The following is a 22,600-nucleotide window of genomic DNA, read 5'->3' on the forward strand; positions in this document are numbered from 1 at the left end:
ATATGTAAAACGTCCCAACTTTTAAGATTATATTATTTATTATTCGTTTATAAAGCCCTGTAGCTGTCTAAAACAGACTTGATGGACGATATATTGCAATCCAATAGGCTCTACAAATCATAGGTGTGCCCTTGTTATATTCTCCGCTTTACCAAAGCATCCGTTTGATTTTATTTGGCGCGCTGGGCTTATCGAGCTTGACCGTTAGCGCCGCTATCAATCAGACTGACTCGATGATGCCTGAGCCATTGGTGACTGATAGCTCAAACCAGTATGCCGATGACGTAGCAACTGATGCTGGTTTTAATAATGAAATCAACAATCAAGACATCAGCTACCAAAGCGACAGTCAGCAATCAGCAGCCTATAAAAAAGCCAGTTTGAGTAGTGATGCTACTCTAGGTAATGACGCGGCTGTAAATAACAATAATATCACTGCGATTAACGATCGTACCAAGACGAGCCAAGATAGCCGCGTTGCCCCAGTAAATACAAGCAACGCAGCAAAAGCTGGTAATCGTCGAATTGATACCAATGATGAGAGTATTCAAGAAAGCCTTAAACGTTTAGCAGAATTTTATGAGCTGACGCCAGATACGAATGTTGCAACATCAAACAATACTACAGGCACTAGCGTAACCGACGAACAAAATAATATTCAAAACAGTTTGACGCCTGTAACGACTAATATCCCAACCGTAGGTAGCAATCTGCGCTTGCTGTCACATACAGTCGATAGTGCGGCGCGCTGTGAAGGACAATGGGTTTATCCTAAGAAAAACCCTAACTATCAACGGGCTATTAATGAAGCAGGCGCCAGTAATGGTCAACCAGCACCCAATTTAAATGGTCTGCCTAACAATCAAGCGCCACTATTTGCAGAGTCAGATTATGGCTACTATGATAATGTCGATTATGCCGAACTATCAGGTAATGTCATCATTGACCAAGGGACTCAGCATATTGAGGCTGAAAAAATCGTATTGGACTTAAGCAACGGGGTGGCAGCGGCGCAAGGTAAAGTGATGTTTACTGACCAAGCTACTGGCAATGTCTCTGTAAATGGTGCACAAGACCGCACTCAGCAAAATGGTAAAACTAGCCTTACTGATAAAGCAACACAAGGTGGTCTCATTGGTGTCGCTGACAATTTGAATTATAATACTGAAACAGGGCAATCTACTGCTACAAATGTTGCCTTTGCCAGTGTTGAGCTACAAGCACATGGTTATGCCAAGCGCTTAAACCGACCGAATGAGAGCCAATATGAATTGGATGAGGTCATGTATAGCACCTGCCCTCCGACCAATCGTAAGTGGCAATTTGATGCCAAAAGCATAGATTTAGACACTGAGACAGGACGCGGTGAAGCTTACAATACCACCTTCCGTATTGCTGATGTGCCCGTATTTTATCTGCCCTATTTTAACTTTCCGATAGACAGTCGACGCGGTAGTGGGTTTTTATTGCCTAATGCAAGTATCAGTAGCGAAAACGGACTTGAAATTGATGTGCCTTACTATTTCAACCTAGCCCCTAACTATGATGCCACGCTAAGCACGCATATTTATACCACTCGTAATCCTATGCTATCTGGAGAGTTTCGTTATTTAACAGAAAATTATGGCGAGGGTATCTTTAATGGTTCCTACTTGCCTAATGACAAAGAATACGATGGCGAAGACCGCCGCAGTTTGTTCTATGATCATTATTGGTCATCTACCAGCATCCCACGCCTGAGCGGTGAAGCCAAATACAGCTACGTATCTGATGCCGACTACCTTAATGATTTTGATACGCTAGGTTTATCAGATAACACCTTAAACTTGCCGCGACGAGCGCAACTGAATTATTATAACGACTATGTCGACGGCGAGCTAAAAGTAGAAACCTTCCAAACACTTGATGCGTTGAATAACAATGGGCAGATGTTGCAAGATAAAGACAAGCCTTACTCGCGCCTACCGCAGCTCAAACTTGATTACCGTCTACCTTGGGCAAAGCATTTTGATATCACTGGCGTCAGTGACTCCGCTTATTTTAAAAAATCTATCGATGATAGCTCTGAGAATGAAAAAAGTGGCACACGTTTTTATAATAAACTCAGTGCATCTTATCCTATGGAGAACTCATGGGGTTATATCAAGCCAAAGCTAAGCTTACAACATCTGTTTACCACTTATGATGAAGATAGCTTAGTTGACAATTCACTGGATAAAGATGATGGCAGCCAGTCAGTGTTTGTCCCGCAAGCCAGTATTGATGCAGGTTTACATTTTTATCAAGCCGGCTCACCGTTTGGCGCATTTGATGACACGTTAGGTGGTTATCGTTTACTTAGCCCGCGCCTGAAATATACTTACTCGCCTTATAAAGACCAAAACGATATTCCAAACTTTAATACTCGTATTGCCTCTATTAACTATGAGCAGTTATTCTCAGACAGCTGGTTTTTAGGGCATGATCGCTTACAAGATTTACATGCTTTTACCCCAGGTATTAACTATCGTTACATCGATGCAACGGGCGTGACACGTTTTGATGGTAGCATTGGTGAACAATTTTATCTCGATGATGGACGCGTTACGCTTGATAATACAAAACCTGTCTTTACCTCATCCTCTTCAGGGCTAGTTTGGGATACCAGCACACAGCCTTATAATAATGTCTGGGTCGATGTGAGTGGCGCGCTGACCAATAGCTACGATTTAAATTATATTACTACTGAGTTACGTTACCAGCCATCTGATAGAAGCTTATTTAATGTAGGCTTTATCAAACGTCAACGTGATGAAAATACCAACCAGTTACCACTGTCTGCATTGACAGCGTCAGCAGTTTTCCCAATCAATAATAACTGGCGTGTACTGGCTCAAGGTCAATACGACTATAATCGCAACCAAATGCTCGATTCATTGATTGGGATCGATTATGAAGATTGCTGTTTTGGCTTTGCGGTTTATGGTCGTCGTTATTATAATGACTTGAATATTGCTGAAAAACCCACACAAGCGATTATGGCAGAAGTAAGATTAAGTGGTCTTGGCAGTGGTAGTAGCCGTCTGACACGCTTACTTGCTGATAAAGTATTAGGTTTTGAACCTGTTCAAAATGCATGGAAAGACTAATAACATGATAAGAAACAAGCCTAATTTATAGCCTAGTATGTATGGTATAAACTGGTTTGCATTCTATTACAAACAACCCTAGCCACTATTTTAGTATTAACATTATTTGATGCTAAAATAGTGGCGAGTGGATTTAACCGATTACCATCCGATGCAATGACATTGATGAGGAGCATCATGAGATTTTTTTCTTTACGCCAGACAAGCCAAGCAGTATTCCTATCGATGGGCTTAATGACTGCTCTTGGTATGAGCGTTAGTGCCCAAGCAGCAACGGTGAACTCTGCAAAAGCGCAAGCGACGACGACTCAAAAAAACAACGTGGCTCGTTTAACGCCTGCCAATAGTACAGATGGCATCATTGCATTGGTGAATGAAAATGCGATTTTAAAAAGTGATCTCATTGCTGCCATTGCTCAGACACAGGCACGTGCAAAAGCTGCGGGTGAACCTATTGCCAATTCAGCACAGTTACAGTCAGAAGTATTAAACGCGCTTATTTTGCGCGAACTACAGCTGTCCTTGATCAAACGTGTTGGTTTAAATCCCGATGAAGCGTCTATCAATAAGCGCTTAGAACAAATAGCAAAAGCAGAAGGTTTAAATAGCATCGCCGCTTTACAACAGCGTTTAGACTCAGCGCAATCGGGCAGCTATGCGACTTTGCGCGCGCAGTTGATTGAAGATGCCGCTATTCAAGCCTTACAACAGCGTCAAATCACCAATCGTGTGCGTATTAGCGAGCAGGATATTGATGCATTTTTGGCATCACCTGAAGCCAAACGCTTGAACCAAAGTGAGTATCAGACAGTCCATGTCCGTGTTCCATATATGGATGACTATAGTCGCCTATCAGAAGCACAGCGTAATGACGCCTTAAAAGTGGCGCAAAAGTTACGTACACGCCTTCTTGTGCCAAATGTCAATGTCGCTGAAGCGATTGCAGCCAGTCAAGGCAGCTACCCTATCCCATTACAAGGTGGTGATATGGGCTTTCATAAAGCCGCTGCCCTCCCAACTGAGCTATCGAGCGAGATTACCAAACTTGAGGTTGGCGCTGTGAGTGCGCCTTTAGTCACCCCTGAAGGTATCGATATCATTAAGCTTGCTAATAAAAAAGCCAGTGATACCATGCTTGTTCCTCAGTGGAATACTCGTCATATCTTGGTTAAAGTTGATGAGCTACAAACAGATGCTCTTGCTGAGCAAAAAATTAACGACCTATATAGTCAGCTACGTAATGGTGCTGCTTTTGATAGTCTAGCGTCAACGTATTCAGACGATCCTGGTTCAGCAGGGCGTGGTGGCGATTTAGATTGGGTTGGTGAAGATCAGATGATTGCTCCGTTTGAAGCAATGATGAAAAACACAGCTGTCGGTGACTATTCTGCCCCGTTTAAAACGCAATTTGGTTGGCACATACTCAAAGTTGAAGGTAAGCGTCAACAAGATGTCAGCGATGAGTATCGTCGTACTATGGCACGTCAAGCTCTATATCAACGCCTAGCACCACAAGCCAAAGAAGACTGGCTACAAGAGCTACGTGCTGGCGCTTATATCCAAGTGCTTGGTTAATGATCAAGTGAACTAAATAACCAGTCAAAGTATTTTATAAAAAAGGATATATGCCAGTGCGTATATCCTTTTTTATATGCCTTTTGATTTGTTATTTAATTGAAAATAATAGCAGATACATAAATGCTCAAGCATAAAAAAGACGAGTAAAAATATATAAATCAATATCTTATACACAAAGAAAAGCCCCGAACCTAGGGCGATTGGTTCGGGGCTATGGTTTTTCATATTATTATTGTTATCTCTTCCGTGTTGACTCATCCTAAGTCATAAACAGTAATCCATGAGACAGTGGGCTGTCCTGTCCTATTATTGATACTGTCTCAACACTACATCCTTGCGTATCCTTGTGTTGATGGATGTATTCTAAGACAATTGATGTGCAGCGACTAGAGGCTAAAGACCTTATTTAACGTAAGCATTTGCTTACGTCTGAATTGTTTAGCTAGTAGGTATCCTTTGCTTACTAGGATTCTTCTGAATCTCACTTCTATTCCGATTCTTCATGCTCTTTAGACACCTTGCAACCTTCTTTTTTGCCTGCTTCGATCTTATTTTCCGCCTCTTTAAAGTCGGCTGCTTGTGCTGTAGGAGCATTTCCTTTTTGATTACTCTCCTCTTCTGGCTCATATTGCAACGTTGTCATCACAGGAAAATGGTCAGAGCCAATCGAAGGTAAACGTTCAATATCAATCACTGTGAAGCAAGCACTATGGAAAAGATGATCCAATGCCCAACGTAAAAACGGATAGTTAACATGAAAAGTATTGATAAAATGTCGCCCAATACGGGGATCTAGTAGCCCTGAAATACGTTGAAAACGACGTGTGGTCTGTGACCAAGCAACGTCATTAAGATCACCTGCCAATATGGCCGTTTGCTTATTGTCTTTAATATGCTTACCAACCATCAATAGCTCAGCATCACGGGTCGTAGATTTATCAGCTTCTGTTGGACTGGGGGGCATAGGATGCAAGCAATAAAGCCAAATGACGCGCCCACCTTGCAACTGTATCTGAGTGTGAATAGAAGGTATATCATCAATGATTAAATATTTAATCTCAGGGTCTATCAGCTCAAGCTTAGAATAAAGATGCATACCATATAAATTATCTAAAGGCACTTTTACTGTATAAGGGTAATCAGACTCAACTTGATTAAGCGCTTTTTCCCATTTTTCATCACTTTCTAAAGTAATTAAGATATCAGGTTGTTTCTGTTGTACCAACTCAACCAATTTATAAGTATCATCATTGGTGGTCAACACATTTGAAACCATGATTTTTAACTGATATTCCTCAACATTCGGTTTATCTTTGGCATTTTGTACTTCTTTCTTCCATAGCAGAGTATAGGGCAATACCATTCTGAGCTGAAAGGCTAACGTAATACTCAAAGCCGCAAACAACAGCCATTGTTCTAGCTGCCACTGAGGTCCAAATATGACCATGCCAAGCCAAGCAATGATACCAAGTATCATGATTTGAATACGAGGGAAATCCACACCGCGTACCCACCAATTATCAAGTGGTAGCCATCCCCAAATAGTGATAAATGCGACGAGCCCTGCCAGTCCTTGCGCACCGTAATATAGAAAGGAGAAATCCATCATGTGTATCGACCATTTATCAAATCAACAGTTACACCATTGATTATGTTCGTTATTATTATGGCTTAGCGTCTATAATAGCTAAACGATAAATTCTCTTAATAAAATGCATGTAGAAATATTTAAATAAAAAACATAAAACCGAAAAGTGCTTAAGGTAAGCATTATATATAAGGGCTTACTTTAGCATTCCAGACAACCTGCGCCTACTATTGAACACTAATTACCTAATAGATACTATAAAACATTACAAAGATCAGGCTTACGTCTGTGCTTGTTCCGTTATCAAAGTCTATATTTCACTTATGATGAATATCATTTCTAATTCATTAGCAGAGCTAGAAGAATGACCATAACTCAAAGTTATAACTATCATAGTTAATAGTGCTAGTAAAACCCGCGAAACCTATCAAAAAACCTTGCTTTTTGGAGCTATTCACGGCATTGTTATTGGTTGGCGATGCAACAATTTATTGTAAAAAAGGATTGAGTTTGATGAGTGATTTAACAGTAGGTTTGGTAGGCTGGCGCGGTATGGTCGGGTCAGTATTGTTACAACGTATGATGGAAGAAAAAGATTTTGACGGTATTACGCCAGTATTCTTTTCAACCAGTAATGCAGGCGGTGATGCGCCAAGTTTTGATGGTATTAAGACCAGCCAACTACAAGATGCTCATGATATTGACGCCCTTACCGCTTGTGATGTGATCATTACCTGCCAAGGTGGCGACTATACCTCAAAAGTACATCAACCACTGCGGGATAGTGGTTGGACTGGCTACTGGATTGATGCGGCAAGCACCTTACGCATGGAAGATGACAGCATCATCATTCTTGATCCGGTTAATCGAGTTGTTATCGATAATGCACTCGCTGAGGGTAAAAAAGACTTTATCGGTGGCAACTGTACTGTGTCACTGATGCTGATGGCAATTGGTGAGCTGTTTAATAAAGGTTGGGTCGAATGGGTCAGCGCCATGACTTATCAAGCCGCTAGTGGTTCAGGCGCTAACAACATGCGTGAGCTTATTGAAGGCATGGGTGTATTACGTGATGCTGTTAAAGATGAGCTTGCCAATCCTGCTAGCGCCATTCTTGAGATTGATAAAAAAATCGCTCAGACTCAACGCTCAGACGATTTTCCTAAACAATACTTTGGCGTGCCATTAGCCGGTAGCTTGATTCCTTATATCGACTCACAATTAGAGAACAAGCAGTCTCGTGAAGAGTGGAAAGGTGGTGTTGAAACCAATAAGATCCTTGGCAACTCTGAAGCAGATAAGATTGCTATCGATGGTATGTGTGTTCGCGTTGGGGCGATGCGCTGTCATGCACAAGGCTTAACGATTAAGCTCAAAAAAGACATTCCATTAGAAGAGATCGAAGCGGCACTGAAGAATAGCGGTAATGAATGGTTAGATGTGGTTGAAGACAATAAAGAAGCCACTATGAACCGTTTAACTCCTGTTGCAGTGACGGGCACTTTGACTGTCGCATTAGGTCGCCTGCGTAAGCTTAATATGGGTCCTGAGTATCTAGGTGCATTTACCGTTGGTGACCAACTGTTATGGGGCGCGGCTGAGCCATTACGCCGTATGCTCAATATCATTCGCGAGCAAAACAGCTAAACCCGATATTCCGAATTTAGATATAAAAAAGACAGCTCTTGCTGTCTTTTTTTATGAGTTATTTTTGCTGATAAGCGATCATTATTTCATTGCGGCGCATAAATGGCAGTGTCCATGGTGGATTGTAACGTGCCAATTCAGGTTCACCTGACATCCTTAATTTTTGCGCCTGCATCCAAGACTGCAATTCTGCCGTTTTCGCAGCCACCTTTTCACTGCCAGCAAGCCCTGAAAACTTAATAACACCATAATTCTTAGCGGGTACTTTCACAATTTCAATATTTGAATTATTTGGTTTTGGTAGCGTTTGCAGCGTGTATTGGCTTGGCATGGTAAATTGCACACGCCATTTTCCATCGTTTTGTTGCATACTCACTGGCGCTGTCATGGCTATTTTTTGCGACTCATCACTGCTATTTTTATTTTCAGATTGCATCGTCACAGGGGCAGTCATGCTGATTTTGCTACTCTCGCCACTTGGCGCAGTATTGTTACCAAATATATAATCTGCTAACACTTTAAACCCTGCACGACTGGCCATATTTTGATCACCAGAAACCCAAGTTTGCGCTACCAACTGCTCATTATAACGACGCAATTCAAAATTTTCAGTTTGCGACAAGACAGTATATTTCGGCTCTTCGGTAGCCATAGCTGCTCCTGATATCGATAATAAGCTACTTAACAATAAGCTGCTCTTTAAGTAATTTCTTTTGGTCATGACTTATCTCCATTGTCCAAAAGCATATAAGGTATTAATATTTGGGTTTTGGTCTGTTTTCTACTTTAACAATGACTTGATCACGATGTCTGTAGCTTTTAGTTATAGTCGACTAAAACACCCCATGAAATCTAAGCTAAATAAACATCAATAACCAAAAAAAGCCTAACAATGCTATAATTAGCGCCATTTTCATAGCTCATATAGCGGTTACCTTATGCAATTTGTCTTACATAAAACAGCCAGTGGTGTCACTCGCGCACGCCGTGGTACAGTCCACCTCAATCATGGCGATGTACAAACGCCAGCCTTTATGCCAGTAGGTACTTACGGTACCGTTAAAGGCATGCTACCACGTGATATCGAAGCAATTGGCGCAGATATCATCTTGGGCAATACTTTTCATTTATGGTTACGCCCTGGTACCGATATTATTGATAAATTCGGTGGCTTACATAAATTCATGCATTGGGATAAGCCTATTTTGACTGACTCTGGCGGATTTCAGGTATTCAGTCTTGGCGCGATGCGTAAGATCACTGAAGAAGGTGTGACTTTTAAATCACCTATCGATGGTGCTAAAGTCTTTTTATCACCAGAAAAATCGATGCAGATTCAATATAGCTTGAACTCAGATATCGTGATGCAGTTTGATGAGTGTACGCCCTATCCTGCTACTCACGATGAAGCTAAAAAGTCTTTAGAGTTGTCACTACGTTGGGGACAACGCTGCGTTGATGAGCATAAAAAGCTTGGCAGTACCAATGCGTTATTTGGCATTATTCAAGGCAGTATGTACGCTGATTTACGCAAGCAATCACTAGAAGGCTTGCTTGAAATTGGCTTTGATGGCTATGCCATTGGCGGTTTGTCTGTTGGCGAGCCAAAAGAAGAGATGATAGACGTCCTAGATTATATCGCAGATGACATGCCTGCCGATAAGCCGCGCTATCTGATGGGTGTCGGTAAGCCTGAAGACCTCGTTGAAGGAGTACGCCGCGGTGTCGATATGTTCGATTGTGTCATGCCAACCCGGAATGCGCGTAATGGTCATTATTTTGTCACAGGCGACGCCGACAATGCGGGCGTGGTACGTATACGCAACAGCCAATACCGTACCGATGAAGGTCCATTAGACCCTGAATGCGATTGCTATACTTGCCAGAATTTTAGTCGTGCTTATTTATCGCATTTGAATAAATGCAAAGAGATGCTTGGCGCGCAGTTAGCGACGATTCATAACTTGCGTTACTATCAACGTTTGATGCAAAATATCAGAGATGCCATCGAACAAGATAAATTTGATGAGTTCGTGAATGAATTTTATAGCAAACGCGGACAGACGGTGCCAGAGCTGAATTTGCGTTAATAGTAATGGTAATTTGACGTTAGCTATTCGGATATAAAATACAGAAAAGGCTTAAGATTAATCTTAAGCCTTTTTTGTTCACTAAATTTTAACAAGCTAACTATCAACAGGATACATATCAAGAATAGATGATTAGCCTACCAATGCAGCCACAAATACCACGATGACCGCGATTGGCGCTATAAATTTAGTAACGATTTGCCAAATCTGCCAAGTACCGTTTGATAAATTAAGCTCTTGCTGAATGCTACGTTGGTCCATTCTCCAAGCAAAGAAGATAATGCCTGCAAGACCGGTTAGCGGTAATAAGAACTTACTGGTAAGTTTGTCTAGTGCATCAAAGATGCCGTTGCCCATGATAGTAAAGTCGCTCCATAGGTTAAACGACAATAGCGCAGCGATACCCAATAGCCAAATCACAGTACTTGCAGTAATGGTAGACATCGTACGGTTCATCGATGTACGCTCTTCTAAGAACTCGACACTTGGCTCTAACAATGATATCGACGATGTCACAGCAGCAAAGGTAATCAATAAGAAGAACAAAGTACCAATAATCGTACCACCAGCCATACTACCAAAAGCAATCGGTAGACTGACAAAAATCAAACCAGGACCTGATGCAGGATCAAGACCATTGCTAAAGATGATTGGGAAAATGGCCAAACCAGCTGCTAAGGCAATAACTGTATCTAAAATAACAACCGTACGAGCTGTTTTTAGTAAGTTCACTTCACGACCTAAGTATGAACCATAAGCCACCATGATGCCCATACCAATAGATAGGGTAAAGAAAGCATGACCCAATGCCGCTAGCATTACATCAACGGTCAACTTGCTCAAATCAGGTGCAAACAAGTAATTAACCGCTTCACCAAAACCACCATTTATCACGTTATAACCAACGATGATAAATAAAATCACACCCAGTAATGGCATCATGATTTTAGCCGCGTTTTCAATACCGCGTGTCACACCAATACCGACGATAAGTGCGGTAATGATCATAAATACCGTATGCCAAATCGTTAGCGTACCTGCTGATGCTAGCATTCCATCAAAGGTTGCAGCGACAGAGTCACTGTTTTGACCGGCAAAACTGCCCGTGCCAACTTTAGTGATATAGTTCAGCGCCCAGCCACCGATGACACTATAAAAAGAGAGAATTAAAAAACCACCTAAGATACCGGTTGCGCCGACAATACCCCAGCTACTTGACTTACCTTCACTAACAGCAACATCTTTAAAGGTATTAATAGGATTCTTTTGACCACGGCGACCAATGAGCCACTCAGCGACCAATACTGGAAAACCAACCAAAGCAATACAGAACAAATAGGCAATAACAAAAGCTGAACCACCGCTCTCACCTACCATATAAGGGAATTTCCAAATATTTCCTAAGCCGACTGCCGAGCCTACTGCTGCAAGTACGAAGCCAAAACTTGAGCTCCACTGCGCATGATCTTGTTTATTACTAGCCATTTTTCCTTCCTCATACTTCAATTAATATTGCTTATAATCATCCTTGATTATTATAAATAGCTGTCCATAATATTTGACTATTTACTCTATGCATCAATGTGATGCATCCAGCAACATTAAGAAAGAATTGTTTACATTGTTGTAGAGGCTCAGTTTCTGCTAAGCAACTAAAAAAGTCAAGTAATCATAAATATAAAAAGCCATAACTAATAGTTATGGCTTTTTATATTTATGATTACTATTTATAACATTTAGTTTTGATGGTAAAAACTATTTAAAATGAGCTACCGATGTATTAAAACAGAATTTAGCGCACGACTCCGCGGCGACTTTTCTGTAGCGAATCAATTAAAAATTCGATTTTTGACTCTTTTGGCAACAGATCTTGTTTCAATACTTCAAGTGCTTGCCCTGTCGTTAAACCAGATCTGAATACCACACGATAAGCTTGACGCAGCACGTCGATGCTATCTTTAGACCAGCCTTTACGGCGCATACCTTCAATATTAAGACCATGTGCTTTAGCAGGATTACCTGAAACCATGGTAAACGCCGCTACATCTTTTAAGACTAACGTTGCACCACCAACCAAACTATAATCATCAATTGTACAAAACTGATGAATGCCTGAGTTACCACCGACAATAATATGATTGCCAATGGTAACGTGACCTGCGACGCCGACATTATTAGCCAATACATTATGGTCGCCAATTAAGCAATCATGAGCCACATGAGTGTTAACCATGAGCAAGTTATGGCTGCCAATTTTTGTCAATCCACCATCTTGCTCAGTACCACGGTGCAAGCTACAGGCTTCTCGAATGGTATTATGATCGCCAATCTCAAGCCAAGTACGCTCACCCGCATATTTGAGGTCTTGCGGGTCTTCGCCAATGCTCGAAAATTGATAAAACTGATTGTATTCACCGATACGAGTCAATCTAGTGACAACCACGTGGCGATGCAATACAGTATGTGCACCAATCGTAACCTCATCACCGACAATACAGTAAGGGCCAATGGTTGCGGTTTTATCAATCGTAGCAGACGGTGAGATGAGTGCTGTGGGATGGATCTGACTCATAATAGAGGCCTTTGTATCATCGAATGCAATTAAATTAGTAAAACAAATACAGACAGCTTAATGAAATTAACTAGCCTAAAGCTGCCTTTGTCAAGAAATAAGATGATGCTAATGAATAAACATTAACATCACGGTTTAAATGTTTCATGCATTATTCAAAGTGACTAATGCGGTTTATTGCTCCTGACGGGCAATCATAATCTGCGCACTAACCGCAAGCTCATCTTCAACATGTACAGTACAATCAAACTTATAAATACCCTGCTTTTGCATCACAATTTTAGAGCGGATAATCAGCTGATCACCAGGGATAACACGGCGCTTAAAGCGCACTTTATCAACCCCTGCGAACAAGTATAAATAGCCATCTTCTGCCGTCAGTCCTGCACTAATAAAACCCAGAACACCTGATACCTGAGCCATGCACTCAACCATCAATACGCCTGGCATGATAGGCTCATCAGGGAAATGCCCATTAAAAAACTCTTCATTAATGGTGACGTTTTTTATGCCCGTGATACATTCGCCTGGTGTACAAGCAACTATCTTATCCACCAATAAAAATGGGTAACGATGTGGCAAATAATGCTTTAATGTATGGTAAGTTAATGGCAACGTTAACCCTTGTTCAGCCAAGCTTTTGATGTCTTCTGCCGTTGGGTTATCAATATTGCTAGTGCTCATAGTAGCGCTTCCTTGCTGTATTTAAAGTCTTGCTTGAGAGTAAAGCTTTGCTGAGTTTTAATATTATAAATAATCTAAGTATCAATTTTCTTTAACTATGAATCTTTAAACGCTAATCACGACCAAGCTGGCGAAAACGGACAGCCGCACGGCGCCAGTTAGCAGTTGGCATAGCAGCCGTTCCAGAAGAATACGATCCGGCAGTGGTGATTGACTTAGTGACCATAGTCATACCAGATAAGGTAACATCATCTGTAATATCAATATGTCCGGTAATACCGACCGCACCGCCAATAATGCAGCGTTTACCAATTGTAGTACTACCTGCGATACCTGTATGAGCAGCGATAGCCGTACCATCACCAATACGGACGTTGTGTGCCACTTGTACGAGGTTATCAATAATAACATGATTTCCAATCACCGTATCATCGATGGCACCGCGATCTATACAGGTTTGACTACCAATGCGTACATAATCACCTATCAGCACACGCCCTAACTGTGCAATACGCTCCCAACCTGTGACACTAGGATTGGCAGTGGGGGCAAAGCCAAAGCCTTCCGAGCCTATCGTCACCCCAGCGTGCAACCTAACATGACTACCAATAATACAGTCATGTCCTATCACCACTTGTGATTTGATAACACCATCTGTACCAATGGTAGTATTATCCTCGATGACTACATGAGCCTCAAGCACGCTGCGATCACCAATCTGCACTTGCTCACCGATGACACAAAAAGCACCGATAGTCACTTTATTGCCAATAACGGCACTTTCGGCGATGACGGCTGTCGGATGAATACCGCTAAACGAATGTTGACGAGCAAAAATTTGACTCACGCTAGCATAAGCCAAATAAGGGACCGCAACAATTAAAGCTACCGTATCACTTGGCACTTCTTTATGATGCTCTTCAGTGATGAGTACTGCCCCAGCATCAGTATTAGCTAGACTAGAAAGATAGTGAGGATTGGCCAAAAAGCTCAACTGCTGCCGATTGGCCATCGTTAAATTACCAATACCCTCTAAGGATAGACGGCGCTGCTCAGCGCTAAGCTCAGCCTTGTTAAGAACAGGCTGACGCTGCTCAATCTGGGAGATGAGTTGCTCAATCGTTATCATAATCAGTATTAGTATTGGCAGGAATAAGAGGGTCGTCAAGTTGAGATATCATCTTGACGACCGGCTAAATCTAACGAACGCTTCAATTACCTAAAGGGCTGAATAACAAGAATCAAACCCTTTACCTAGTAACAGGCAAGTAGCAAGCGCTTAGAAAGTGTTACCAATTTGGAACTGGACTTTTTCAGTCTCATCGCCTTCTTTGTCACCGATAGGTACAGCATAGCTCAAAGAAATCGGACCAATTGGCGTATACCAAGTGACGCCTAAACCGGCACTAAAGCGCAATTTATTGTCTTGTGTTAAGAGAGGTACACCAGTATCCCTATTTGGATTTGTCGTATCTGGATCAATAAAGGTGCGATTTTCTTTGTCAGTGGTATCAAATACCTGACCACCTTCAGCAAATAGTACTGGACGTACTTGATCCGCCCAATCGCCTTTAAATGGCATTGGTAAAATCAATTCAGTACCAAAGCTGACTAGCGCATTACCACCAACTTCTTCGTCTTTAAAACGGACATCATCATCTATCGCATCATTGTAGCTTTGTGATTTAGGTCCAAGCGTTGATGCTTCATAACCACGTACTGAACCATAACCGCCAGCATAGAAATTTTCATAAAACGGCAAATTGTTACCATAACCAAGTTTGGTATAACCGCGAGCAACCCAATCTTTATAGATAGGTTGATAAATGTTACCACGATAAACCAGTTTCTGATAACTGGCATCACCTAAGCCAATAGTCGCATCGACTGTATGGCTCATGCCTTTATTCGGGAAGACAGGGCGATCTAAAGTGCTGTAATCCCAACCGAATAGTAAGTTGTAGCTTTGATATTCGTTTTTAAAGCCCGTACGACCAGAGAATTCATCTTGATCATTATTGAATTTCTCGAACGTACCGCCATCGTCGATAATCTGCTGAACGCTTGATACACCTAGACGGCTACCGCCACGTACTGTGGTGTTATCAATATTTAAGCCCGCACTCACACGTTTGGTTTCATCAACCGGATAGCTATAGTTCAACGTTGCACCATAAGCGTCGGTAACATAGTTACTAACGTTTCGATCATCGTATTTGGTTTCACGGTAATAAGCGCTGATACCTTGTGATACACCATTTTCTGTGAAATACGGATCGGTATAACCCAAGCTATAAGAATCACGCGTCTCTGAGCGTGACAAAGAAGCTTTAACACGGTCACCAGTACCCATAAAGTTGTTTTGGGTAAGATCTAACTGGAAGGTAACACCGCCACTTTGTGAATAACCGGCAGCAATGGTTGAGCTACCAGATGGCTGCTCTTCAACCGCATAGTTTACATCGACTTGGTCTGGTTGATTAGGAACTGGCTTCACATCAACGTTAACATTTTTAAAAAAACCTGTGCGCATCAAACGCGTACGTGACAGCTGAATTTTATCACTAGAAGCCAATGACCCTTCCAACTGACGCATTTCACGGCGCAGTACTTCATCTTGGGTTTTTAAGTTACCAGTAAAATTGATACGGCGCACATAAATAGGACGTGCAGGATCAATATAATAATCGATATCGACTACTTTGGTCTCATCATTGATACGGGGTACTGGTCTGATTTGCGCTAAATAATAACCCTCATTACCGTAACGACTCTTAAGAGCGGCAGTGGTGGCATCAAGCTTGGCTTGTGAGTACTTTTCTTTAGCACCAAAAGTGACCAGCTCTTTTAATTCACTGGTTTCAAAAGTTGGCTTACCTAAGAAATTAATTTCGCCAAACTGATATTGCTCGCCTTCGCTAAGACTGACTTCGATAAATACGCTGCTCTTATCTTCACTGATATTGAGCACCGCATTGTCTACCGAAAAGCGTACATAACCATCATTTAGGTACAGGGCTTTTAAATTTTCTAAACTTGCCGCGAGCTTCTCTTTCGCATAACGATCAGATTTAGATAATAGACGCGTCCACGAGGACTCTTTTACTGCAAAGACTTCTTTAATTTCTTTATCACTAAAGTGCTTATTACCAATGATATTGATATCAACTACTTTGGCCGGCTTGCCTTCGATAAAGCGCACATCAAGTTTGACGCGGTTGCCATCAAGCAGCGTCTGATCGACTTCAATATTACTATTGTAATAACCTTGGCTGATATATTGCTGTTGTAGCTCGTTTGCAACGCCTTGTAGGGTTGCTTGCTTAAGCACATTACCCACAGCAAGACCTGCGTTATTTAAGCCTTGCTCAAGCCCTTCTTTGGGAATAAGTTTGTTGCCATCAAAATTAACTTCTGCAATCGTTGGACGTTCAACGACATCAAAGCGCAGCTTGCCGCCTTCAATACGGCTTTGAATGTCAGCAAAGTTTTCGGTCGCATATAGTGCTTTGATACTGGCAGCCAGATTTGCATCATTGACCGTATCACCTATTGTAATAGGCAGTACTGGATATAAACTATCAGGTGTTAGGCGTTGTAGACCATTAAAGCCAATATCAGTGACCACAAATTCTGCAGCCTGAACCGGCATACTCATCATTGCTACAACTAACGGCAACCCAGCCGCGCTCATAAATAAAGGCGTACGCATAAACACTATCCGTCAATAAAAAACTTGCTTAAGTTAAGTTGAAAAGCACATCTTATCTGGTCTCTTTTGTGTCATATCGTAAACACTTAGGGAACAGACTCAGAACACTTTATATAAAACGCGTCATAAAATAAACTAAAATATAAAATTAGTACAGCAGCACGGCGATAAAAGAAATTGCTTATCAGCCTAACAATAGATACAGGATAAGCATAAAACCATTAGTCTATCGCATCTTACCGTGCAAGAAGTATGCTATATCATCAAAACAGCCGACTGATATCATTACCAATTGCTAACACCATGAAACCTGCCAGCAAGAGTAAACCAATATTTAATCCTACCATTTGCACGCCTTCAGAGAGTGGCTTACCACGTATCAGCTCAATCAGATAATAGACAATATGACCGCCATCTAATACTGGAATGGGCAACAGATTCAAAACCGCAAGGCTCAAACTGATTAAGGCGGCGGTAGATAATACCATTTGCCAACTGATATCAAAACTTTGCTTAGCGACTTTGGCAATGGTAATCGGACCTGATAAGTTATCAAGACCTATCATACCTGATAGCATCTTGCCCATTGAGCTGACAGTCATAACAGCCAATTGCTCAGTTTTCTCAAACGATTTGATTAACGACTCAGCTGGACCATAGACCACCGTAGTTTTGTACGCATCAGGAATGACAATCTCAGACTGTGCCACCATAGCACCAATTTGTCCATAATCGTTACCTAAATTGTCTTTTTTACCTTGCGGCATAATCTGCAATTCAATTGGCTTATCATCACGCAATACGCTAAATGTAAGCAAAGTCTCAGGATTGTCGCGGATAATACGAGTGGCGCTAATCCAGTCATTAATGGCTTCATCGTTAATAGCAGTGATGCGGTCGCCAGCCTTGAGACCTTGACGACTTGCCGCGCCATCAGGCGTTACATCACCAACTATCGGGGCAATATTTGGTTGCCACGGTATCATACCAAAGCTTGATAAGGCGTCTTTACCTTGCGCGGCACCTTGCATAAATTCTTTTATAGGTGCTTGATAAGTTTTGGTTGCATTATTATTGGCTTCTGATTGCAACGTCACGCTTATATTGGCTGTCTCGCCCATACGCCCGGCAAGGCGATAATTAATCCCTTCCCACGTCTGTACGTCATGACCGTCAATCGCAACGATTTTATCACCGGCAGGCAACTGTGCTATCGCGGCAGGCGTATCCGGTAATACTTGACCAATCTTGGTGGCAAGCTGCTCTGAGGGGGTCATAAATAACACCCAGAACAATGCAATGGCAATAACGAAGTTCATGATAGGACCAGCAGCCACAATAGCTATTTTCTTAAGCGGATGCTGACGATTAAATGCTAAATGCTGCTCATCTTTTGCCACCTCACCTTCACGCTCATCAAGCATTTTGACATAGCCACCAAGCGGTAATGCCGAGATACGATAATCAATGCCACTTTTTTTGCTGGTCCAGCCAAAAAGCTTAGGACCAAAACCGATCGAATATGTGAGCACTCTAACGCCGCAAAGACGCGCTACAATATAATGACCCCACTCATGCAAAGCAATAAGCGGACCTAAGACAAATATTGCCGCAAGGAGTGTTAATAGAAACGTCATGATCTTTTCTCAGTAGGTACTCTTAACATCATTATAAAGGCGATAGCGCTTGATACATCTAGACCAATCTTGCCACTAGCTTCTCAGTATGCTGACGCGCTAGGTTATCGATTGCCAAAATCTCATCAATATCGGCAGTCTCAGTTAATGCCGAAACTTGTATCTCATTCAATGCTTGCTCATTAATATCAGCAATATCCGTCAGACGAATTTGATTATTCAAAAATGCCGATACTGCAATCTCATTCGCCGCATTTAGAATGATGGTCGCGTGAGTACCCGCTTGCATCGCCTCTCGTGCTAGACGTAAGCAGGCAAATTTTTGCAAATCAGGCTCGATAAACTTCAAACCATTGAGCGCAAATAGATCTAATGGTTGTGAGCCACTATCGATACGATCCGGATAGCTTAGCGCATGGGCAATGGGGGTTTTCATATCTGGGCTACCAAGCTGCGCCAAAAAGCTGCCATCGCTATATTCTACCATTGAGTGAATGATACTTTGTGGATGAATCACCACATTTATCTTATTTTCAGGCAAATCAAATAAATGACAGGCTTCAATCAGCTCAAGCCCCTTGTTCATCATCGTGGCAGAATCGACAGATATCTTTTGCCCCATCGACCAGTTTGGGTGTTTGACCGCTTCAGCGACACTAGCTTGCTGCATCTGTGCAAATGACTGCTGTAAGAACGGTCCACCAGAAGCCGTTAGCCATAGCTTACGCACGCCATGATTTGGTCGGTGAATTTGGGTATTATCCTGCTGAATGGCAAATGGTAAACACTGAAAGATAGCATTATGTTCAGAATCAAGCGGCAGCAAGGTTGCATGATGCGTTTTTACCGCATTGATCATCACTTGCCCTGCCATCACCAGCGCTTCTTTGTTCGCTAGTAAGATACGCTTGCCTGCACGGGCAGCAGCTAGAGTAGAAGGCAAGCCTGCGGCGCCAACAATAGCAGCAACGACAGTATCAGTTTGTGAATCGGTAGCGATATCCACGAGGCCTGTTTCGCCGCCGACTACTTCAATATCAAGTCCTGCTATACTCAGACGCTTGGCGAAGTCATCAACCGCAGCTGTCGGTACGCCTACCCGCTTAGGAGCAAACTGCTGACAAAGCGCAATCAGCTTATCTAAACGGTGATATCCAGATAAAGCATAAACATCGTAATGCTGTGGTTGTGCCGCCAAGATGGCTAACGTACTGTCGCCAATCGAGCCTGTCGCGCCTAATACGGCGATACGTTGGGTCATAACCATGGGTGCCTATAAATGATACGGTAGTAATAAGATGAAAATTAAATGAGCAGCTAAGCTTATGTTCTGTCAGATAACTACATAAGCGATTTTGATAGTATTAGGCAAGTCAAACGACTATCAAACCAAACTGCTGTATTGCCCAAAAACCAAGCGCAAATATCGGCGTAGCAGATAGCAGTGAATCAATACGGTCAAGTATTCCACCATGCCCCGGTAGAATCGTTCCTGAATCTTTAACATCAGCACGGCGTTTGAGCATAGACTCAAACAAATCGCCCAGTACGGAAGCTAAAATCGTCAGAGCCGATAATGCCACAAAGGCGAGGAGCGCTGCACCCGTCAATTGTAATTTAAAGACACTTATAATTACTACGACCAGTAGTCCTGTGACTAAGCCACCCGCCAGCCCTTCCATACTCTTATTGGGTGAAACGTTCGGTGCCATTTTTCGGCGGCCAAGCTTGCGTCCGACAAAGTAAGCACCACTGTCTGCACACCAGACCAATAAAAACACATATAGTAGCCACCATGGCGACAATTGCCATAAGTAAAACATAGCCGTAATTGAAGCCGTTAATATCACTGCTCCCATTAGCGCCAACTGCTTACCGTACCATTTGGTAGACGTTGGGAAAACTCGTACCCAAGACAGCGCCATTAACCATATGACGAGAGAAGCTGCCCACCAAAAAAGCCACGTGACTTTAAACATGAGTGACACTAACGTCAGCAGCAACACCAATACTACGAAGACCGCAGGCTGACGCCACTTTGGCATCAATTTAGTCCATTCATGGGCGGCAATAATCACCCCAATCCCTAAAAGTGGTGCAAATAATATAGGGGTTTGGCTCGCAAACATTGCAATACCAACGATAATAACGAGAACAATTGCCGTCTTAATTCGTTGCCACATACTTATTGAGCCTTATAATAATGAAGAACATTTGGTCAAATTGCGTGATAAATATTTACTATAGATAATGACGTATCATAGCCAGCTGCTGACTATAATAGCGTATTGATAGTGACGCACGCTATTGAAAGTGCTCCAAATTGACAAAAGTCGTCTAATGCTCTTAACATGACCTCTAAGATATTTGCTGAGCCGTCACTATTTGCTCGCTGGTTTTGCCAAAGCGGCGTTGACGTTGAGCAAAATCCTCTAGCATTGCTGCTAGCTCATCGACGCTAAAATCTGGCCACAATGTTGGGGTAAAGAACAGCTCTGCATAGGCTGACTGCCACAATAAGAAGTTGGAGAGACGGTACTCGCCGCCAGTACGTATCAGCATGTCTACTTCTGGTGCATCTGCCAATTGCACATACTCTCCAAGTTTTTCCTTATCAATATCATCGATTGATAACTGACCTGCCTGCACTTGCTGTAATAGCTGCTTTGCTGCATGAGCGATATCCCACTGTCCACCGTAACTGATGGCGATGACCAATGTCATAGCATCAAAATCAGCCGTTTTTGCTTCAGCATCTGCCATCAATAATTGCAAATCATCACTAAGCTGACTGCGATCGCCGATAAAACGCAAACGAATACGGTACTTAACCATACGAGGCATCTGCTCATTGATGGTTAAGCTCAGCAAATGCATCAGCAATGCCACTTCAGTCGGTGGGCGCTGCCAATTCTCACTGGAAAAGGCAAAGACGGTCAAAACCTCAATACCTGTACTGACGCAATACTCAACAATAGGGTCTAGCGCATCTTTGCCAGCGATATGCCCCTGACCTTTGCCTAAATTATGGACTTTACCATAGCGGTTATTGCCGTCCATAATAACAGCGATATGGCGTGGAAGAAGGGCTGGAGCTAAATTCTCTGACATAGACATAGGCTAACTTGCTTGTTGTTTAGGTAAAATAGTCATAACGCGCGCCATACTTTATAAAAACCCTAACTCATAATTTATATAAAAAGATTCATATAAAGTGCTTATAAAAAAGGACAATATAAACAAGCTATAGAGTAAGATTAATTGTCTACACGGCAACAAACAGCCAATAGCACTTTGATATTGGCTGTTTGTTGCTTTAGCGACTTGTTATATAAAATATTGATAGCGCATCATTTTTGACAGCAGAAAAATGTGCTTATACTGCCATCAAATCGGTTTCTTTTTTGCTTAAGCGGCTATCGATTGTTTCAATATATTTGTCAGTGATTTTTTGAATGTCATCACTGGCACGGCGCTCGTCGTCTTCTGAGATCTCTTTCTCTTTGGCTAACTCTTTGATGTCATTCATCATATCACGGCGGATATTGCGAATAGAAACACGGCTGTTTTCTGCTTCGCCACGTGCCAATTTTTGCATATCTTTTCGAGTTTCTTCTGTCAATGCTGGCATAGGAACACGAATCACATCAGCAGTCATTGGATTAAGACCCAAATCTGCTTCGCGGATAGCTTTGTCAATCGCTTGCACCATGGTGCGGTCAAATGGCTGTACCAGTAGCGTACGCGAATCTTCAACGTTAACACTCGCTACTTGATTTAAAGGCGTAGGCGAACCGTAGTAGCTGACCATCACACCTGTCAACATACCTGGATGCGCGCGACCCGTACGGACTTTACTAAAGGTGCTTTCAAGCGCTTCCAAGGTTTTTTGCATGCGCGCTTCGCCGTCTTGCTTAATTTCTTGAATCATGAGGTATCCTTATTTATCGCTACCGACAAATCA

At 42.3% G+C, this 22,600-nt stretch carries 16 protein-coding genes; 4 read left to right on the forward strand and 12 right to left on the reverse strand.

The annotated features are described in order from the left end of the window. Nucleotides 1-131: 131 nt before the first annotated feature. Nucleotides 132-3,128, forward strand: coding sequence for an LPS assembly protein LptD (locus H0262_RS06410; RefSeq protein WP_181210125.1), 2,997 nt, complete (start codon nt 132-134; stop codon nt 3,126-3,128). 177 nt (nt 3,129-3,305) lie between these two features. Further along, entirely contained in the window at nt 3,306-4,703 is a 1,398-nt protein-coding gene (locus H0262_RS06415) for a peptidylprolyl isomerase (RefSeq protein WP_020443797.1), read from the forward strand. A gap of 490 nt (nt 4,704-5,193) precedes the next feature. On the opposite strand, the gene H0262_RS06420 is transcribed toward H0262_RS06415, so the two are convergent. Further along, nucleotides 5,194-6,315 carry an endonuclease/exonuclease/phosphatase family protein gene (locus H0262_RS06420; RefSeq protein ID WP_181210126.1) on the reverse strand — a complete coding sequence of 374 codons (1,122 nt, stop codon included), beginning with the start codon at nt 6,313-6,315 and terminating at the stop codon, nt 5,194-5,196. A 492-nt stretch (nt 6,316-6,807) separates the two neighbouring features. Between H0262_RS06420 and asd the strand changes: the two genes are divergently transcribed. Further along, complete coding sequence (asd, locus tag H0262_RS06425; RefSeq protein WP_181210127.1) at nt 6,808-7,941, forward strand: aspartate-semialdehyde dehydrogenase; 1,134 nt, start codon at nt 6,808-6,810, stop codon at nt 7,939-7,941. A gap of 58 nt (nt 7,942-7,999) precedes the next feature. Here asd and H0262_RS06430 read toward each other — a convergent pair whose 3' ends face one another. Beyond that, nucleotides 8,000-8,662, reverse strand: coding sequence for a heme-binding protein (locus tag H0262_RS06430; RefSeq protein WP_181210128.1), 663 nt, complete (start codon nt 8,660-8,662; stop codon nt 8,000-8,002). Nucleotides 8,663-8,879: 217 nt separating this feature from the next. On the opposite strand from H0262_RS06430, the gene tgt reads away from it, so the two are divergent. Beyond that, nucleotides 8,880-10,031, forward strand: a complete 1,152-nt coding sequence (gene tgt / locus H0262_RS06435; protein WP_020443802.1) for a tRNA guanosine(34) transglycosylase Tgt — start codon at nt 8,880-8,882, stop codon at nt 10,029-10,031. Between the two features lie 132 nt (nt 10,032-10,163). Here tgt and H0262_RS06440 read toward each other — a convergent pair whose 3' ends face one another. From H0262_RS06440 to frr, 10 genes are all read right to left on the reverse strand, one after another. Beyond that, entirely contained in the window at nt 10,164-11,516 is a 1,353-nt protein-coding gene (locus H0262_RS06440; RefSeq protein WP_181210129.1) for a sodium-dependent transporter, read from the reverse strand. Between the two features lie 307 nt (nt 11,517-11,823). After that, nucleotides 11,824-12,603, reverse strand: coding sequence for an acyl-ACP--UDP-N-acetylglucosamine O-acyltransferase (lpxA, locus tag H0262_RS06445; RefSeq protein ID WP_181210130.1), 780 nt, complete (start codon nt 12,601-12,603; stop codon nt 11,824-11,826). Between the two features lie 174 nt (nt 12,604-12,777). After that, nucleotides 12,778-13,287 (reverse strand): 3-hydroxyacyl-ACP dehydratase FabZ, encoded by a 510-nt coding sequence (fabZ, locus tag H0262_RS06450; RefSeq protein WP_011280792.1) that lies wholly within the window; start codon nt 13,285-13,287, stop codon nt 12,778-12,780. 112 nt (nt 13,288-13,399) lie between these two features. Beyond that, the gene (gene lpxD, locus H0262_RS06455; RefSeq protein WP_181210131.1) at nt 13,400-14,416 is read right to left on the reverse strand and encodes a UDP-3-O-(3-hydroxymyristoyl)glucosamine N-acyltransferase; all 1,017 of its coding nucleotides are present in this window, start codon (nt 14,414-14,416) and stop codon (nt 13,400-13,402) included. A 150-nt stretch (nt 14,417-14,566) separates the two neighbouring features. Continuing rightward, complete coding sequence (gene bamA / locus H0262_RS06460; RefSeq protein WP_181210132.1) at nt 14,567-16,999, reverse strand: outer membrane protein assembly factor BamA; 2,433 nt, start codon at nt 16,997-16,999, stop codon at nt 14,567-14,569. Nucleotides 17,000-17,262: 263 nt separating this feature from the next. Further along, nucleotides 17,263-18,636 (reverse strand): RIP metalloprotease RseP, encoded by a 1,374-nt coding sequence (gene rseP, locus H0262_RS06465; RefSeq protein WP_181210133.1) that lies wholly within the window; start codon nt 18,634-18,636, stop codon nt 17,263-17,265. A 58-nt stretch (nt 18,637-18,694) separates the two neighbouring features. After that, nucleotides 18,695-19,903: a 1-deoxy-D-xylulose-5-phosphate reductoisomerase gene (gene ispC / locus H0262_RS06470; protein WP_181210134.1), complete on the reverse strand. Its 1,209-nt coding sequence runs from the start codon at nt 19,901-19,903 to the stop codon at nt 18,695-18,697. A gap of 106 nt (nt 19,904-20,009) precedes the next feature. After that, a complete protein-coding gene (locus H0262_RS06475) occupies nt 20,010-20,819 on the reverse strand; it encodes a phosphatidate cytidylyltransferase (protein WP_011514036.1) in 810 nt (269 codons plus the stop codon). Between the two features lie 175 nt (nt 20,820-20,994). Beyond that, entirely contained in the window at nt 20,995-21,753 is a 759-nt protein-coding gene (gene uppS, locus H0262_RS06480; protein ID WP_011514037.1) for a polyprenyl diphosphate synthase, read from the reverse strand. 259 nt (nt 21,754-22,012) lie between these two features. Further along, nucleotides 22,013-22,567, reverse strand: a complete 555-nt coding sequence (gene frr / locus H0262_RS06485) for a ribosome recycling factor (RefSeq protein WP_011514038.1) — start codon at nt 22,565-22,567, stop codon at nt 22,013-22,015. Nucleotides 22,568-22,600: the final 33 nt, after the last annotated feature.

The sequence above is a fragment of the Psychrobacter sp. D2 genome (assembly GCF_013608135.1).
In the GTDB taxonomy this organism is placed as follows: Bacteria; Pseudomonadota; Gammaproteobacteria; order Pseudomonadales; family Moraxellaceae; genus Psychrobacter; species Psychrobacter cryohalolentis.

Bases quoted from the DNA above. Each gene is read 5' to 3' on its own strand.
- H0262_RS06415 (WP_020443797.1), top strand. From the start codon at position 3,306: ATGAGATTTTTTTCTTTACGCCAGACAAGCCAAGCAGTATTCCTATCG.
- H0262_RS06420 (WP_181210126.1), bottom strand. From the start codon at position 6,315: ATGATGGATTTCTCCTTTCTATATTACGGTGCGCAAGGACTGGCAGGG.
- asd (WP_181210127.1), top strand. From the start codon at position 6,808: ATGAGTGATTTAACAGTAGGTTTGGTAGGCTGGCGCGGTATGGTCGGG.
- H0262_RS06430 (WP_181210128.1), bottom strand. From the start codon at position 8,662: ATGACCAAAAGAAATTACTTAAAGAGCAGCTTATTGTTAAGTAGCTTA.
- tgt (WP_020443802.1), top strand. From the start codon at position 8,880: ATGCAATTTGTCTTACATAAAACAGCCAGTGGTGTCACTCGCGCACGC.
- H0262_RS06440 (WP_181210129.1), bottom strand. From the start codon at position 11,516: ATGGCTAGTAATAAACAAGATCATGCGCAGTGGAGCTCAAGTTTTGGC.
- lpxA (WP_181210130.1), bottom strand. From the start codon at position 12,603: ATGAGTCAGATCCATCCCACAGCACTCATCTCACCGTCTGCTACGATT.
- fabZ (WP_011280792.1), bottom strand. From the start codon at position 13,287: ATGAGCACTAGCAATATTGATAACCCAACGGCAGAAGACATCAAAAGC.
- lpxD (WP_181210131.1), bottom strand. From the start codon at position 14,416: ATGATAACGATTGAGCAACTCATCTCCCAGATTGAGCAGCGTCAGCCT.
- bamA (WP_181210132.1), bottom strand. From the start codon at position 16,999: ATGCGTACGCCTTTATTTATGAGCGCGGCTGGGTTGCCGTTAGTTGTA.
- rseP (WP_181210133.1), bottom strand. From the start codon at position 18,636: ATGACGTTTCTATTAACACTCCTTGCGGCAATATTTGTCTTAGGTCCG.
- ispC (WP_181210134.1), bottom strand. From the start codon at position 19,903: ATGGTTATGACCCAACGTATCGCCGTATTAGGCGCGACAGGCTCGATT.
- H0262_RS06475 (WP_011514036.1), bottom strand. From the start codon at position 20,819: ATGTGGCAACGAATTAAGACGGCAATTGTTCTCGTTATTATCGTTGGT.
- uppS (WP_011514037.1), bottom strand. From the start codon at position 21,753: ATGTCTATGTCAGAGAATTTAGCTCCAGCCCTTCTTCCACGCCATATC.
- frr (WP_011514038.1), bottom strand. From the start codon at position 22,567: ATGATTCAAGAAATTAAGCAAGACGGCGAAGCGCGCATGCAAAAAACC.